Origin of the sequence: Prevotella sp. tc2-28, from assembly GCF_900107705.1 — a bacterium.
Classification (GTDB): domain Bacteria; phylum Bacteroidota; class Bacteroidia; order Bacteroidales; family Bacteroidaceae; genus Prevotella.
Genome location: NZ_FNRE01000003.1, coordinates 146,498 through 162,659, shown reverse-complemented (window position 1 = coordinate 162,659; position 16,162 = coordinate 146,498). Strand labels below are relative to the sequence as shown.

The 16,162-nt window shown below is 52.6% G+C and carries 13 protein-coding genes; 2 read left to right on the top strand and 11 right to left on the bottom strand.

Translation table 11 applies throughout. The annotated features are described in order from the left end of the window. Positions 1-146: 146 nt before the first annotated feature. The 11 genes from BLU47_RS03935 to BLU47_RS03890 form a co-directional block, all read right to left on the bottom strand. Positions 147-1,886, bottom strand: coding sequence for a TonB-dependent receptor (locus BLU47_RS03935; RefSeq protein WP_143025450.1), 1,740 nt, complete (start codon positions 1,884-1,886; stop codon positions 147-149). Further along, positions 1,876-3,924, bottom strand: coding sequence for a patatin-like phospholipase family protein (locus BLU47_RS03930; RefSeq protein WP_091958697.1), 2,049 nt, complete (start codon positions 3,922-3,924; stop codon positions 1,876-1,878). Before BLU47_RS03930 ends, BLU47_RS03935 begins: the two co-directional genes overlap by 11 nt. Positions 3,925-3,939: 15 nt before the next feature. Continuing rightward, positions 3,940-5,325, bottom strand: a complete 1,386-nt coding sequence (radA, locus tag BLU47_RS03925) for a DNA repair protein RadA (protein ID WP_091958694.1) — start codon at positions 5,323-5,325, stop codon at positions 3,940-3,942. A gap of 6 nt (positions 5,326-5,331) precedes the next feature. Then, positions 5,332-6,429, bottom strand: coding sequence for an Mrp/NBP35 family ATP-binding protein (locus tag BLU47_RS03920; protein ID WP_091958691.1), 1,098 nt, complete (start codon positions 6,427-6,429; stop codon positions 5,332-5,334). A gap of 160 nt (positions 6,430-6,589) precedes the next feature. Then, positions 6,590-7,639: a DUF4421 family protein gene (locus tag BLU47_RS03915; RefSeq protein ID WP_091958688.1), complete on the bottom strand. Its 1,050-nt coding sequence runs from the start codon at positions 7,637-7,639 to the stop codon at positions 6,590-6,592. Further along, positions 7,636-9,999 (bottom strand): DUF3943 domain-containing protein, encoded by a 2,364-nt coding sequence (locus BLU47_RS03910; protein WP_255402084.1) that lies wholly within the window; start codon positions 9,997-9,999, stop codon positions 7,636-7,638. The genes BLU47_RS03915 and BLU47_RS03910 overlap by 4 nt, the downstream gene beginning before the upstream one ends. A 60-nt stretch (positions 10,000-10,059) precedes the next feature. Continuing rightward, positions 10,060-11,037, bottom strand: coding sequence for a 6-phosphofructokinase (gene pfkA, locus BLU47_RS03905; RefSeq protein ID WP_091958683.1), 978 nt, complete (start codon positions 11,035-11,037; stop codon positions 10,060-10,062). A 41-nt stretch (positions 11,038-11,078) separates the two neighbouring features. Further along, positions 11,079-11,234, bottom strand: a complete 156-nt coding sequence (locus BLU47_RS14685; RefSeq protein WP_176780443.1) for a hypothetical protein — start codon at positions 11,232-11,234, stop codon at positions 11,079-11,081. A 37-nt stretch (positions 11,235-11,271) separates the two neighbouring features. Next, complete coding sequence (locus BLU47_RS03900) at positions 11,272-12,186, bottom strand: helix-turn-helix domain-containing protein (RefSeq protein WP_091958680.1); 915 nt, start codon at positions 12,184-12,186, stop codon at positions 11,272-11,274. A gap of 140 nt (positions 12,187-12,326) precedes the next feature. Then, positions 12,327-12,629 (bottom strand): TIGR04076 family protein, encoded by a 303-nt coding sequence (locus BLU47_RS03895; RefSeq protein ID WP_091958678.1) that lies wholly within the window; start codon positions 12,627-12,629, stop codon positions 12,327-12,329. A gap of 22 nt (positions 12,630-12,651) precedes the next feature. Continuing rightward, positions 12,652-13,734, bottom strand: a complete 1,083-nt coding sequence (locus tag BLU47_RS03890) for a glycerate kinase (RefSeq protein ID WP_091958965.1) — start codon at positions 13,732-13,734, stop codon at positions 12,652-12,654. Between the two features lie 104 nt (positions 13,735-13,838). On the opposite strand from BLU47_RS03890, the gene BLU47_RS03885 reads away from it, so the two are divergent. Together BLU47_RS03885 and BLU47_RS03880 are read left to right on the top strand one after the other, a co-directional pair. Then, positions 13,839-14,627 (top strand): hypothetical protein, encoded by a 789-nt coding sequence (locus BLU47_RS03885; protein WP_091958675.1) that lies wholly within the window; start codon positions 13,839-13,841, stop codon positions 14,625-14,627. Then, a complete protein-coding gene (locus BLU47_RS03880; protein ID WP_091958672.1) occupies positions 14,581-16,143 on the top strand; it encodes a sulfatase-like hydrolase/transferase in 1,563 nt (520 codons plus the stop codon). The genes BLU47_RS03885 and BLU47_RS03880 overlap by 47 nt, the downstream gene beginning before the upstream one ends. The last annotated feature ends 19 nt before the right edge of the window (positions 16,144-16,162 follow it).

Below are 16,162 nucleotides of genomic sequence, written 5' to 3'. Positions count from 1 at the left end.
CGTTACTTTGCTAATTTTTCACGATGCAAAGGTAGGAATTATCGATGAAACGAAAAAATAAGTTAGACGATTATTGCCCGTTAGTAGAAATAAAACGGGAAATCTTCGATAAGAAGCGGGAGTTTATAGATTTTTTAACAGATGGGTCAGAACCGGTAGGTGCATCCCAGTGCGAACGCCCTTTTGTTGCTGAGGCTGGACATTTGTGAAACAGCGATGGTGGGTTGGCCTGCCAAATTCTGCAGGTCGACATAGACGTTCCAGTGCTTGCCGAAGTCTTTGTTCACCTTGACGGATGCTGACAGCCAGGCGTGCTGGTCGTAGAGTTTCTGCTTGCTGTTGTAGATGAGGAATGCCGACAGTCTGAATCCATTGTCGAGCAGCAGGGTGGGCATGAGCTTCAGGAGGTAGTAGTTGTTGAAGAGCTCATCAATCCATTCACTACCGTTGACATGATGGTGGAAGAAACTGGCGCCTGCCGTTATGCGAACATTCCCCTTGTTCCATGATGCCGATGTCTTGATGGACGTCATTTCTTCTCTGGAGAGCGGCATGTCGGTCTTCCAGGTGTGCGATGCGTTGCAGAACAGCACCAGGTTGGGTTGCTGGTAAGTATAGCGCAGTTCTGTGCGCCACACCAAGTTGGTGCGGTAGTCGTCGTTTAACCGGAACGAACCCATATAGTCTTCGTAGAAATTTTCTATGGATGGTACGAAGAAGTCGCGGTTAAAGGATCCGTGAATGTAGTGTCTGCCCCATCTGTATCCGATGCTTGCCAGGTAGGTGTTGGCTGTCCTGTGGTGTGACCACCGCTCTGGGGCTTCTATCTGATTGTGGTTCCAGTAGTCCAGTATGGTAAACCGGTCGCCAAGTGTCAGTACCCATGGTCCGTGGTTGTAGCACAACTGTACGTAGAAATCGTTCTTCAGGTACTGCTGGCGACTGGTGCCTTCAAAGCGGTTGTTCTCGTAGTCTATTTCCCATCCGGTCAACAGTGTCAGGTCTTTGTGGAATAGTGGCGTGTATAGTTCGGTGAAAAAATAAGGTAGTATGTCGTGCGTCTTGACGTCAGATACTCTGGAGTCGATGAATACACTACCGCCTTCCGTCTTCAGTTCGGTTCCAATGTCATTCAGTGCATGGGTATAGGTGAATGTCAGACTACCCAGACGCTCCGTCTCAGGCAGGGAACTTTGCCCGAACTCATCCCAGAACTTCTCCTTGCTGTTGTTGAAATGCTGGTAGAACTTGACAATCAGGTTGTCCTTCTCCGTTATGTCCCAGTCGATGTTCACGTGGGCACCTTGCATTAGCTTGCGTGAACTGAAAGGCTGTCCGTCGGCAGTTTCTCCCTTGTTGAACTGTTGATTGACCAATGCGTAACCTCTGATTTCTACGTCGTTTCGTTGAGTCTTGGTGTTGACCCAAACCTTGCCGTTGCCGTTGCTACCGGCTTCCAGGGCTACCTTTCCCGTTGTGCCGTTCTGTTCATCTTTTTTGAAGTTGATGTTGATGATGCCTTCCACGCCTCCAACGGTTTGCGAGACGGAAGGGTTGATATAGACGTCAATCGACTCCACCTCGCAGGCCTTTGTCATCTGAAGGAAGGTTTCGTCGTCAATCAGCACGCTGATGTCGTTTACCGCCAGGATGAAGTCGGTGCCCAGTGTCTTGCCGTTGACGGACACCGGTTCAGGACATATCATCAGCACGTCCATAAGCGTCATCTCCTTGTCAGGATGCAGGGAGTCCACGTTGATGACATAGTGGTCACCCTCATAGGAAATCGGTAAGTCGTCGGCCCATGCTGTCGTGTTGATACAGCACAGCAGTAGGGCAAACATCCAGCGAGACATCCGTTTTCTGATGGGGTGTTTAGAAGACATAACCGAGGTTGATATAGAAATAGAACTTCTCCGTTACATTGCTATAGCCTATGGAGCCGCCTAACGGGCCGAGAATCCACGTGTAATAATAGCTCAAGCTGAAACCTAGCATGGTGCGGTGCTTCAGAAGATCCTTGAAGTGAGGCGCATTCTGTCCGGCTGCCAGTCGCAGCAGGATATTGTTGTTGGTGGTGGGATTGAACTGCAGTTGCATCTGGGCTGCCGTCATGTTCTTCCATGCCATCTCCAGATTGCCCACACCGGCAAAGGGCATCTGCCCGTCCACATAGTGGTCGAACCACTCGCCACCCATGAGGTTACTCATCACAATAGGAATCTCTGTTCCTGAAATAGCGCGACCGTACACCATCGGCTGGATTGAAATCTGACTGGTCAGCGGGATGCTGGTGCGCAGCATGGCACTGTATTCGCGAAGACCTACCTTGCCGTTCAGATTGACGAAGTTATCGGTGTGGTAGCCGAATTTAGCTTGGAACCTCACACCACTGGTGGGGAAGTACCATTTGTCCTCGCTGTTGTACCACAGGCGGGCTTGGTAGCTCACATACCCCTTGTCCTGGGCGTCGGCCTCTTCTAGGGCGTGCTGCGACTTCTTGTTGGTCATCAGCGAGTGGTAGTCGTAGTAATCCCAATGGGCACCCAGGCTGATGTTGAAGTTGCGCACGTTGAAATTGAACAGTGCCAGTTTCAGGGTGTGCTGGTTGTAAGTGAAGGTATGGGTGTGGTCACCGTATTCGTAGAAGTTGATGTCGTTGCTGCGGAAGATGTAGGACAGCGTGGGCTGGAAGGCTCGGGTGGGGTGTAGCGTCCAGTCTACCTGTGCACGCAGGCGCTTTCCCAGTCGTACAGTGAGTCCTAGGTCCATGGGCATTTTCGTGTTGATGGGCATTTGGACGTTGGCTTGCAAGGCTACTGTCTCCTCATTGTCGAAACGCACGCCGAGGTTCAGCTCCGTGTCTTTCTTCTGCTGGTCTGTATCCTCATGGGCAGGGGGCAGGGTGAGGCTGTTTTGCGGAACGGCCAGCTGTAGGTTTGCCGGTCCCAGTTTCTTGCGCAAGGCAACAATCTCATCCCAATGCTCCATTGCAGCTTCCTCACCTCGGCGTATCAGGGTGTCAATGGCTGCAGCAGTGAAACTGGCAGCACTGTATCCTTCGGTGTTCACGCGGATGACGATGTTGGTCTTCTTGACATTCTCCTCATATTTGTTCATGCACAGCCAGTCGGAGATCTGTCCCAGAATCTGTGTTCCCGTCTGCAGTTTGTCGGCACCCTTGGGCAGTTCCTGCACGTCGACGCCTATCACGTAATCTGCTCCCATCTGGTGAGCCACGTCGGTAGGGAAATTGTTACGCAATCCACCGTCGATAAGTACCATGCCGTCTTTCCTCACCGGGGCGAAGACTCCTGGTATCGCCATGCTGGCTCGCATCGCACGGCTCATGATGCCGTTGTGGAAGACATATTCCGTGTTGTCCACGATATTGGTTGCCACACAGGCAAAAGGGATGGGTAGCTTGTTGAAGTCGATGGAGTCGTTATAGGGCGCCGTCAGTCTGTCGAAGAGCGTGGCAATGTTCTTGCCCCTGATAAATCCGCCTCCGTCGCTGTCCTGCTGCTTTTTGAGTGACAGAATCTTGGTCAGGAAATAAGTGTTGTGTTTCTCGCGAACTTGCAGGCTTTGGTTCTTGGAACTCTCACGGTCAGAGAGTATGATGGCCCAGTCTTGTGAACGAACCACCGAGTCGAGCATCGCTGCGGGGTGTCCACAGGCGTAAGCACCGCCGATGATGCTACCCATACTGGTGCTGGTGATGAGGTCGATGGGCATGCCGGCTCGCTCCAGCACTTTCAGTACGCCGATGTGGGCAACTCCCTTGGCTCCACCTCCTCCGAGTACAAGGCCGACTTTAGGACGCTTCGTCGGGTTGGCGTGAGGGTCTTGCTGGCTTTCTGCCTTTGCTGTTGTCAGCAAGGCTGTGAGGAGCAGTATCGTCAAAAATCGCTTCGTTGTCATGATGTTGTGTTGGTCTTATCCGAACAGGGCTCGCAGTGCCTCCTCTACTTTGCGGACGGGAGTAAGTTCGATGTTGAACTTCTTGCGGTTCAGTCCTGACAGGTTGTACTTGGGTATGATAATATGGTTGAATCCTAATTTCTCGGCTTCGGCAATGCGTTGCTCGATACGGGCTACGGGGCGCACTTCGCCACTCAGTCCTACCTCGCCGCACATGCACCAGCCGCTCTCGATGGGGGTGTCGACGTTCGACGACAGGACGGCGGCAATTACGCTAAGGTCCATCGCCATGTCTGTTACGCGCAGTCCTCCGGCAATGTTCAGGAAGACATCTTTCTGCATCAACTTGAATCCTACGCGCTTTTCCAATACGGCCAGCAACATGTTCAGTCGACGTTGGTCGAAGCCAGTGGCCGATCGCTGGGGCGTTCCGTAGGCAGCACTGCTTACCAGTGCCTGTGTCTCAACCAGGAAAGGACGCACACCCTCGATGGCTGAGCTTATTGCAACACCTGACAGGCCGTCGTGGTCTTCTGTCAGCAGCAGTTCCGATGGATTGCTAACCTGTCGAAGACCATTTTGCTGCATTTCATAGATGCCGAGTTCCGAGGTACTGCCGAATCGGTTCTTGATGCTTCGCAGAATGCGGTACATGTAATGTTGGTCACCCTCAAACTGGATAACGGTGTCAACGATATGTTCCAGAATTTTTGGTCCGGCCAGCGTGCCTTCTTTGGTGATATGACCAATGAGCAGCACGGGTACTCCGCTGGTTTTGGCGAAGCGCAACAGGGCGGAAGCACACTCGCGGACCTGTGCTATCGAACCTGCCGACGACTCAACGTCCTCAGTCGAGATGGTCTGTATGGAGTCGATGATGACCAGTTCGGGCTGAACCTCCTTGATGTGGTCGAAGATGGCTTCCAGCGAGTTCTCACAGAGAATGAGGAAGTTGTCGTTCTCCTGATGGGTGATGCGCTCTGCACGCATCTTCAACTGGTGAGCACTTTCCTCACCGCTGACGTAGAGCACGCGCTTGTCGGTCAGTTGGAGCATGGTCTGCAGGCTCAGTGTCGACTTGCCGATACCTGGTTCACCGCCCAGCAGCACGATGCTGCCCGGCACCAGTCCACCGCCCAGCACACGGTTCAACTCGGCGTCGTGCATGTCGATGCGGGGGTCGTCGTGGGCGGAAATCTCTTTCAGTTTCAACACCTTGTTCTGGCGCAACTGACGACCAGCCGATGCGGCTGCTGAGGTCGCCACAGCCTGCTTGCGCGTATCGGCGACTTTTATCTCCTTGAACGTGTTCCACTGGCCACAGGCAGGACACTTGCCTATCCATTTGGCTGACTCCTGTCCGCAGTTGTCGCAGACGTACATCACTTTCTCCTTAGCCATGCTGATTTATTTGATGCCCACAATTTTGGTGGGTGCCTGTTCACGGTTGCGTTTGTTCACTACGGTCACAACGGCTTGTGCCAGATTGATGAAGGCTAGTCCCGTAGCACTGTCGCTGTTCAGAGCTGCCGGCTCTCCCTTGTCGCCGCTGTCGCAGATGCTCTGTACCAAAGGTATCTGTGCCAGCAGGGGCACGTTCATCTCCTCTGCCAACTGCTTGCAACCCTCCTTGCCGAAGATGTAGTAGCGGTTCTCGGGCAGTTCGGCAGGTGTGAACCATGCCATGTTTTCTATCAGTCCCAAAATAGGCACGTTCACCTTTTCGTTGCGGTACATGTCAATGCCCTTTTGCGCATCGGCGAGTGCTACCTGCTGCGGAGTGCTGACAATGACGGCACCTGTGATGGCAAGGGTCTGTAGCAATGTCAGGTGAATGTCGCTTGTGCCGGGAGGGGTGTCCAAGATGAAATAGTCCAGTTCGCCCCAGTTCGCATCGGCAATGAGCTGCTTCAGCGCGTTCGTCGCCATTCCTCCGCGCCATAGTGTGGCCGTTTCGGGTGATACGAAGAAGCCGATGGAGAGCAATTTTACGCCGTAGGCCTCGACCGGCTCTATCAGCTGGCGTCCGTCCACTTCGACGGCATACGGACGGGCATCCTCTACGTTGAACATCTTGGGCATTGACGGACCGAAGATGTCGGTGTCTAGCAGTCCTACCTTATAACCCAGACGGGCCAATGCAATGGCGAGGTTGGCTGATACTGTCGACTTGCCTACTCCGCCCTTGCCGGAACTGACGGCAATGACGTTCTTTACCTGCGGCAGTAACTTGCCCACCTCAGGACGGGGCTTCGACTTGAATTCGGTCACAATTTCCACCTCCACGTCCTTGCCGCAATGGTATTTAATAGCTGCTTCGGCTGCCTTTACCGTTGACTTCAGGAAGGGGTCCGTGTCGCGCGGGAATTCCAGCACCACCGTCACCTTGTTGCCGTTAATGGCTGGTTGGTCGGCCACCATCTCACTCTCTACCAAGTTCTTCTTCGTGCCGGCATAGGTTACCGTTGCCAGCGCATCTATGATTATTTTGGGATATAGTGTCATATTGGATTTTTTTTCTTTTCCTATTTGGTTTGCAAAAGTACAAAAAAAACCGCAACAGACAAAATCTATTGCGATTCTTTTGCCACTTGGCGTGCTTTTTTATACCTTTGCCGACACTTCCCAGATGAAAACGAAATTATCCGTTTTTTCTCATTTTAAATTATAGTCTTACACCGAAGAAGGCTCGAATGAGCCATTTGTTCTGGTTGAAAGAAATATTGCGTTTGTCGTAGATGGAGTTGCTTACGATGGCGGAGGCGCCGCCAAGGTAACGGGGTGTGAAGTGATAGACGATGGAGGCACGTTCGTTGAAAATCATGTTGAAGTGCATGCCGTGGTCTTTCATCTCGTTGTTGTTAACTTCCAGCGTGTTATGCTTGTATATCACGAAGGTGGGGATGGCAGAGAGGTGCAGTAACCACTGTGAGTGTCTGCCGAAGACGAAGTTGTAGCCATAGCCGCCACCAATGGCAACGTTGGCGAATTTAAGATGAACATCAGGGGCCTGTGGATTCCTCTCTTTCAGTTCGTCAGTCGTCTTGATGCTTCCTGCCTGGACACTGAGGCCCGCCAGCCATGAACCGGCAGAACGTAGCTGGTAGTAGTTCTGATACAAGGCTGCAGGATAAGAGAATTTCCGGTGGTTGAAGACGTAGTAAGCCGATGCGTTGACCACATTCATGCGCAGGCCTTCCTCGTCGAGATGGTCGATGTCGCGAAACCTGATGTCGCCCGAGAGTGAGTTTGCACGCAGATAATTGATGTCGAGACTGATTCTCTGTCCGTGGTATTCGAAATTGAATTCGTAGTCGTTGTATTTACCACCAATCTTGGCGGGGTTGAGCGACAGGGTTACGGCAATGTCGCAGTAGTTAACCTCCAAACCTATGGTGTTGTTGCTCTTGGTGTGAAGGTCGTACTTCGAGTAGACATCGTTGACCGTTCCCTTGGCGTGGATGTAGTTGGCGGTGTGGTTCGCCAGTAATCTTAACAACCACTTTTCCTTCGGTCTGGCCACGTAGTTGGTATCGTACTTCGTGTGGAAGTACCTCTTCTTCAGTTTGTTGTTCAGGCGTTTACCCAACCCGGACTTTTTCTCTGACAACACAACGGTGTCGCTCACAACACTGTCAGTGGATACGGTCTGTGCTTCCGTATCCACCGACATCGTGCAGAACAGCACGATAGCTAACAGACTTCTGCTCATCATAGACGACAAGTTAGTCCAATCTTGGTTTCAAAGGTTCTGGCGCGCACCGTGCTGTTCTGACGCAGGATAAGGTCTTTGTCATAGTAATAGTTGTAGTGTGTACGACGACCATAGAAAGAGCCGGAAAGGGTGATGGACCACTGGCGCGCCAGGTGCATCTCGATGACGGGGTTGATGACAAACAGCGCAGCATTGCTGTTATCACCCTGTACGTTCAGGTAATGCAGATCGGCAGTGCCGTCCACGTATGGCTGCAAATCCTTGTCCTCATAGCCCTTCCAAGTCCAGAGGCGGAAATACTTGGCATTAAGGATTAAGCGTCCGAACTTGCCGAAGTCGAGCTGTGTCCTTGCCTTGACACTGAATCCGCTACCCATGTTATAGTCGCGCTCAATGACGTTGAAGTAGTCACTCTTGGTACCGCCGAGCAAGATGCCGCTCACGAAGACGCGCTGTTCCATCTTCGACAGGGCACCCATCTGGGGCAGTGAGAAGATGAAGCCAGGACCGAAACCGGCGGCCTCGCTGATACGGTAAGGGGTCAGGTCGGAACCGTCCTCAATGGGTTTCGCATCGTAATAGTTGAAATGCTGGTAGATACCGAACTCACCGGCCATATCTTTCTTATCCAAGATAGGGGTGCTCCACAGACGTCCTACGATATTCAGCGTGTTCACTGCTGGCTGTCCGCCACCGAAGGCGGTATTGGCCTCTAAGTCGAAGAAGTCGTAAGGAGTGGTATGCTTTTCGCCATCAACGGCCGTACCATAGGTCATCGTCATATTGACATAGGGTGCATGGACACCGCGGAACAGGGCGCCGTCGTCAGCCAGATAGCGCCAGCCGACAGAGAAGGACACGTCGAGCGGCGTCTCATGGAAGTCGTGATAGCGATAGTTACGGCTCTTGACATGCCAGGCGTCACCACTGACAATACGGTGTATTCCCTGTATCGGGTTGATGATGGCGGCAGCGGCCTCACGCAGGAAACGCGGGAAGCCGAAGGTGCGGTCGTCAAGGATGGTCAGACTCAGTCGATGAGTCATTTCACCGATAGCCATACCGCCACAGGTGGTTGCGATAATATCGTTGATGGCTGGCGGTTCCGTCTCACCCAGGAATTCCCACATGGCGGAACCCAGCAGGGCGTAAGGTGCTGACTCCCAGAAGGTCAGTCCGTTGGTACGGGCGGCATTGAAGTAGAGGTTGCCGTGATAGGGGTGGGCAAACATGTTGGTGATGAAGAAGTCGTTGTCCCATACCATACCGTCGGTGAAGTTACGCTTCAGCGATCTCAGGGTGGTCTGCGCAAAGTCGGAATTCAGCACCCAACGGTCGAATAGCTGCACACCCACATTGACGGCAGTCACCTCAGCCAGTGCGCGCCAAGGATGCTTCGGGGTCGGCAGCGCCATGGTCGAATCGGCGAAGATCAACTTCGAACGCTTATCTTCCCATGCACGCTTCCAGGAGTCGTGCTGGTTGCGTGGCTGGCGATAGGTCAGACCGATTTCCACCAATGGACGGTTGCGATAGGTCTCGTTGCGGTCGTAGTATCGGGTAAGCCCCCATCCCACCGAGGCAAAGGCGCCGAATTTCTTGCTGAACTGATAGTCGGCATTGATGCGGGCCTGCAGGGAGTACAGACGCTCAGGTTTCTCACTGTTATGCTTGGAGAAGGTCTCTACGTGGTAGTAGCCGATGTCACCGCTCAGACTCCACTTCGGCGACAGCTGGACATACTGCCCCAGACGATAGAACACGGCACCGGAGAACTTGGAGTCGAGCCCCATGAAGTGCGTACCCACACCGATGATGCTGTACGTGCTCTTGTTACGGTAACGGGCCGCCAGATTCACCTTGGTCGACGAGCCGCCATACAACATATAGTCGACGGTTGTCGACGGGTTGATGTTCACCAGACCAACCTTATGTCCGATACTGTCGTACGACAGGTTGATCAGTCCCACCTGCCAGCCCTTGGGACGCTTGCGGGCGATGTTGAACAGACCTACCTGAGCACCGTTGAGCGAGTCGGCATAGTTGATGGCACCTATCTGCACACCACGCTGCATGGCTGACGACACGTTCAGGATACCCGACAGCTGCACACCCTTGTCCATACCGGTGGTGATGTTGCTGATTGTACTCAACTGCACACCATTGAACTGATGGGCCGAGGTGTTGGAGAGGCCTGACAGCTGTACACCGTGACCACCGTCAACGGACACTGATGAGATAACACCCAGCTGCACACTCTTCACCGAGTCCTGCACGCTGACGATACCTACAGGCGAGCGCTGGGCCATAATGGCCGTGCAAAAGCCCAGCATGAGGAACATTATACTTTTTCTTTTCATGATTATTGATTTTTTTACACATCAAAATGACAAAAAAAACATCGAAATCATGCTCATTGGTCAAATGCTCAGTTCGTCGAGCACCGTTAGCAGACGCTTGTCAAAACGCTTGTCGGTACGGATGCACTCAGAGAAAGGCACCAGGACGGAGTCGTTGTTGCGGATACCTATCATTACATTGCGCTGTCCTTGTAAAACAGCCTCTACAGCAGCTACACCCATCCAGCTTGCCAGGATGCGGTCGCGAGCCGATGGGCTGCCGCCACGCTGCAAATGACCGAGGATGGACACGCGGACGTCGTACTCGGGGAATTCCTTCTTCACGCGGTCAGCATAGAACATGGCACCGCATTTCGGGCTTTCCGATACGATGACGATGCACGACTTCTTAGATTTGCGGATGCCGCGACCCATGAAGGCTGCCAGTTGGTCGAAGTCGGTCACCTCCTCTGGTACGATAGCAGCCTCGGCGCCGCAGGCAATGGCACAGTTCTGCGCCAAGAAACCGGCGTCGCGGCCCATTACCTCGACAAAGAAGATGCGCTCGTGCGAGTTGGCTGTGTCACGTATGCGGTCTACACACTCCATGATGGTGTTCATCGTCGTATCGTAGCCAATAGTGGCGTCAGTGCCATAGACATCGTTGTCGATGGTGCCAGGCAGTCCGATGCAGGGGAAGTCGTACTCCCTGGCAAATTCGCGGGCACCGGTCAGCGAACCGTTACCGCCGATGATAATCAGAGCATCTATTTCTTCCTTCTGACAGGTCTCGAAGGCCTTCTGCTTGCCCTCGGGTGTCATGAATTCCTTGCTTCGTGCCGTCTTCAAAATGGTTCCGCCACGGGTAATGATGCCGCTCACGTCCTCGGTGGTCATCTCCTTTACCTCGTCGTGAATAAGACCTTCGTATCCACGATAGATACCTTTAATCTTAAACCCGTTGTAAATACCAGCACGTGTCACGGCACGGATGGCTGCGTTCATACCAGGGGCATCGCCGCCCGAAGTCAGAATACCGATAGTCTTAATCTTGCTCATAGTCTTTTATTTTTTAGAGTTCATTTATACATTATCTATTATTATCTGTCGAACGTCAGCAGCCTCTGCGCATCGGCCGAGAGCGGCAACAGCACTAATAGCCCGAGCGTCACCACCCGCGCCATCTTTGTCAAACGACTGGGCTCCGCCGTCGAGCGGCAGGTACTCACCATCATTTTCATTCTTGACTTGTTCATGTTATACCATAATTAATGAATATGTATTCATCTCTTTTTACTTCCCTGCGTGATACTTATTCCGATATTCCAGCGGTGTCATACCAGTGTGTTCCTTGAAGTATTTGCCGAAGAACGAGGCATTGGGGAAATTCAAGTCGTTGGCTATCTCTTGCATCGTCATGTCGGTGAAGCGCAGACGACGCTCGATGGCCTTCATGGTGTAGAGTAGGATATAGTTACTCGGTCTGCGGTTCATCACTTCCTTGATGATGGACGAGAGGTATTTCGGCGTGATGTTCAGTTGACTGGCAAATTCGTCCACCCTACGGATGCGGCCGTCGCTGTTTTCCACTAATTTCAGGAAATGGTCGATGACCCGTTTCTTATGAAGACTGGAATGCGCCTCATCCTCCTGCGGCTCCCATTCCGTCTGGTGCTCAGCATTGCGCCGTATGATGGACAGCAGTTCCAGCAGCAGGGTGCCAAAGAGCGAGCGTATGATGTCGGGGATGAGTGGCGATGCTGACACCGTCATCGACTTCATCCTGTCGCACAGTAACCGGAAATAGTCGTCGCAAAGTTTGGTGTCGTTGTTGGTCAGATGGACCACCGGATGCAATTTCAGCAGCGTCATGTTTGCCATGCTGACCTGTTTATAGATGTCGACATTCCAAAGTTCGCTGCGCTCAAACCATATCTGTCTGCAGTTGAAATCGGGTGAAGTCAGGATGTTGCAGACCGTGCTGTGAACCATGTAGAGAAAGAAGTCGTTCTTTTGCAGTTGAATCAGGGCGCCGTCATATTCGAACTGTGCCCTGCCTTCGGTACAGAATACAATGACACCATGATTTTGCAGGCACATGCTGCCCGATGGAATGAAGCCTATTTTCTCCATCACCACCAGATTGTCGCTGTCACCTATCCGATAGGTACCGTCGCCCCGTCGGGGCTTTATATCCAATATCTTCATGCTGTTCTATTTCTACTCTTTGAGGTGCAAAATTCGGCATAAATATTCGATTTTTGCTGTTTGATATTCAACTAAATATGTCCTATTTGTCAAAAACCGGTATAAATGGCGAAAAGAGATGGCGATAAGTGTCGCGCGGGCTATTCTGCCACCTCGATATAGAAACTGAATGGACGGAAACCGTCGTTGCAGCTAATCATGGCACTCATAGGATTTTTCATCCACCCGTCGTAGAAGTTACCTTCGCCACGGGCCAAAGATTCCACAAACTCCCGCATGGAACACCATGCCGACGGACACATTCCTTCGGGCTGCTGGCCGTCGATAGAGATCCATTGTTGTCCCTCCCTCACGTCGCAAGTATGCTCAATCGGGTTTTCGTATTTTGCCATCAAGTCCTCGTAGACTGTCTGGCGAATGGCTGTAATTCTAACTTTTTTCATATCATTTACCCTGCAAAAATAATCATTTTTTCGCTAATAGGTGTCTTTTTGTAACGATTTTCTCTACCAGTGTACGAATGTTCCGCCTGGAAACGTCGGGACGCATCGCTTCTTCTAAGGACAAAGTGGGGGGATTGATGCTTGCCACATGGGCGAAACCGGCGGCAAGCAACGACTGACGGTCGGCAATGCGACCGGCTATCAGGCAGACGGGGACATGACGACGGCGCGCATGTTGCAGAATGCCAAAGGGCAACTTGCCCATCAGCGTCTGGCTGTCGGCAGCACCCTCACCGGTGATGACCAGGTCGGCTGATTCGAGCAGGGCGTCGAAGCCGATAGCATCAAGCAGCAGGTCGATGCCCGACCTGCATTCAGCATGCAGGTATTGCAAAAAGGCATAGCCCAGTCCGCCGGCGGCTCCGGCTCCCGGATGATTCTGACGGTCGTAGCCGAAGTGGCGGGCCGACAGGTCGGCGAAGCGCCTGCTGCGGGCGTCGAGAACCTCAACATCGTGGGGCGACGCGCCCTTCTGGGGAGCAAACACGTGGGCGGCTCCCTGCGAGCCACAGAGCGGGTTGGCAACGTCGGTGGCTATGGTGAAGTGTATGTCGTTCAGGGCGCGGACATCATCCCATGTTCCGCCGGAGGCAAAGGCGTCGATGATGGCGCGCAGCATGCCAATGCCGCAGTCGCTCGTGGCGCTGCCGCCCAGTCCCACGACCATGTTGCGACACCCGCGTCGCACAGCGTCTGCCACGAGTTGGCCGGTGCCGTAGGTGGTTGTCAACATCGGGTTGCGCTCTTCTGGCGTGAGCAGTGTTAATCCGCTAGCCTTGGCTATCTCCACCACCGCCGTGTCGCCTTGTATCAGGTACTGTGCCACGATGGGGCGCATCAGAGCATCGCGCACCGTGACGTCCACCGTTTCACCGCCTTTGGCGTTTAAGAAAGCCTGCAGCCATCCTTCGCCCCCGTCGCTGACGGGAATCTGCACGACCTCTATGTTCGGCCATTGCCCGATGCCCTCTGCAGCAGCCTTATTGGCTTCTGCAGAGGTGAGACAACCCTTGAAAGAGTCGATAGCTATAATAATCCTATTCATCATCTGGGGGCAAAGGTACAAAATTTTTGCGACTTTTCTTTGGATGGTTGGAGAATATTCACTATCTTTGCACAGGAAGTTTATCGAAAAATAGATAATAGCAAATGAAAAAGAAATTGTGGCGTGTGTTTGTTTGTGCCCTCGCATGCTGTGGAATGATGACCTTCGCTGCTTGTAGTGAACCGGACAACAGCCAGAACAACGTAGTCAAACCGGTCTATCTGGACAAGATAATTACTGAGAATTATGGCCAGACAGGAAATCCGAACATTGTCATCACGTTATACAATACCTGGGAACAGGGCAGACTCGTCAAACAGCAGCAGGAAACCAAAATTATGCTGACTGGTGAACCACAGACGTCGGTGACCTCGGTGTTCTTTAGCTATACCGAAGGACGATGCACGGAGATAAAGTACGAGAATTCCGTATTAAATTTCACTTACGACGCCGAGGGACGACTCATCTCTGGCGTGAGGCATTGGAACAACGGCGAAATCGAGACGGTTACCGTCAAGTCATTCTCACCCGAAGGCGATATCCTGCAGATAGAAAGAATTCGGGTTGATGGGAACATTACCGAGAAGTTCATCAGCGATCTGACATGGAAAGATGGCGACCTCGTGAAATACACGATACACGCCATTGAACCTGTCAAAAAAGACGTAACCGTCGAGAATACCTTCGCTTCGTACCCCTCTCAATACATGGGCTATCCGCTGGCACAATCCTTAATCGACGGTCCTGAAAGCTTGGCTGAGCGCGCCTCGAAACACTGCCGCATCACCACCGACAAAGAATACTTCTATGAAAATGGACGGATGACAATGTATAAAGCAGGGAATAATGCCATATACTTCTCCTACACCGACGGCACGGGGAAAATTAAGTAAGCCCATCTCGCTGGCAGCTTTCTCGGCCATCGTCAGCTTGGGCACCCTGTTGCTCTACAACATCCCTTTCTTCCGCTACGTTGCCAGTCAAGTCAACGAGGGAAAGGCTTTTCTGTTGGCATCACTCGCTGTGCTGATGCTGGCGCTCAACTACCTGTTGGCCAGCCTCACTATGTTCGTTCTGCGCAAGGTGGGCCGACTGTTGCTTGCCATCCTCGCCGTCATTAATGCCACCGCCGTTTATTTCATCTGGACCTACAGCGTGATGATTGATGCCACTACCATCGAGAACGTCTTCAATACCCGCTATTCCGAGGCCTCCGCATTCTTCAGTTGGACACTGTGGCTCACCATCCTGCTCATTGGCGTGCTGCCTGCCCTGTTCTGTCTCGTCCAGCCTGTCGTCTATGGCAGGCTGCGTCGTCTTGCCATACACGGCGTCATCGCTCTTGCTGTCGTCATTGCCGTCGCTGCGATGAATGTCGGACAGACGCTCTTCGTCACCCAGCACGACACCGAACTGGGCGGACTCCTGCAACCCTGGTCCTACATCGTCAATACCTGTCGCGTCATCAGCTTCAGACACGATGAGCAAGCCGAGGAAATCAAATTGCCCGACGGAAAGATTACAGACCAGGAAAAAACAGTCGTCGTACTCGTTATCGGTGAGTCGGCACGCAAGGCCAATTTCCAACTCTACGGCTATCCACGTGCCACCAATCCCCTGCTGTCGAGGCAGGACAGCCTACACGTCTATCCCGCAAACTCGTGTGCCACCTATACCACAGCGGGCACTAAGGCCATCCTCGAACCCAAGAACACCGACGAACTGTATGAGGTGCTTCCCAACTATGCTTTTCGCATGGGTGTGGACGTGTCGTGGCGCACCTCCAATTGGGGAGAACCGCCCATCCATATCGATGAGTACCTCACCAACGAACAGCTCGGACAGCAGTATCCCGGCAAATACATCTACTACGACGCCATTCTGCTCGAGGGCTTGAGACAGCGAATCGAGTCAAGTGCAAAGCCAAAGGTGCTCATCGTCCTCCATACCAGTACCAGTCATGGACCCAAGTATGTCGACAAATACCCCAGCCGTTTCGAAGCATTCCGTCCTGTCGCACAAAATGTTGAGGAAGGTGAGAAACACCCCGAGCGTCTTGTTAACGCCTACGACAACACCATCCTATATACTGATTATCTGCTCGATAGTCTGATCACCACGTTGCGCTCCATGACCGACTGGAACAGTGCCATGCTCTTCGTTTCCGATCATGGCGAGTCGCTTGGCGAGAACAAGGTCTTCATGCATGGACTTCCTATGAAGCTCGCTCCCAAGGTACAGTACGAGATACCTTTCCTTGTCTGGACTTCCCCGGGTTTTCGTTGTTACAAGTCAGCCTCCCAGCTGCCTCCAGTCCTCGATCAGCACTACGTCTTCCACTCCGTGCTCAACCTGCTGTCCATTGAGTCACCCGCCTACGATGCTACCCATGACTTGTTTATGCGTTAGCTACAGAATAAGTACATTG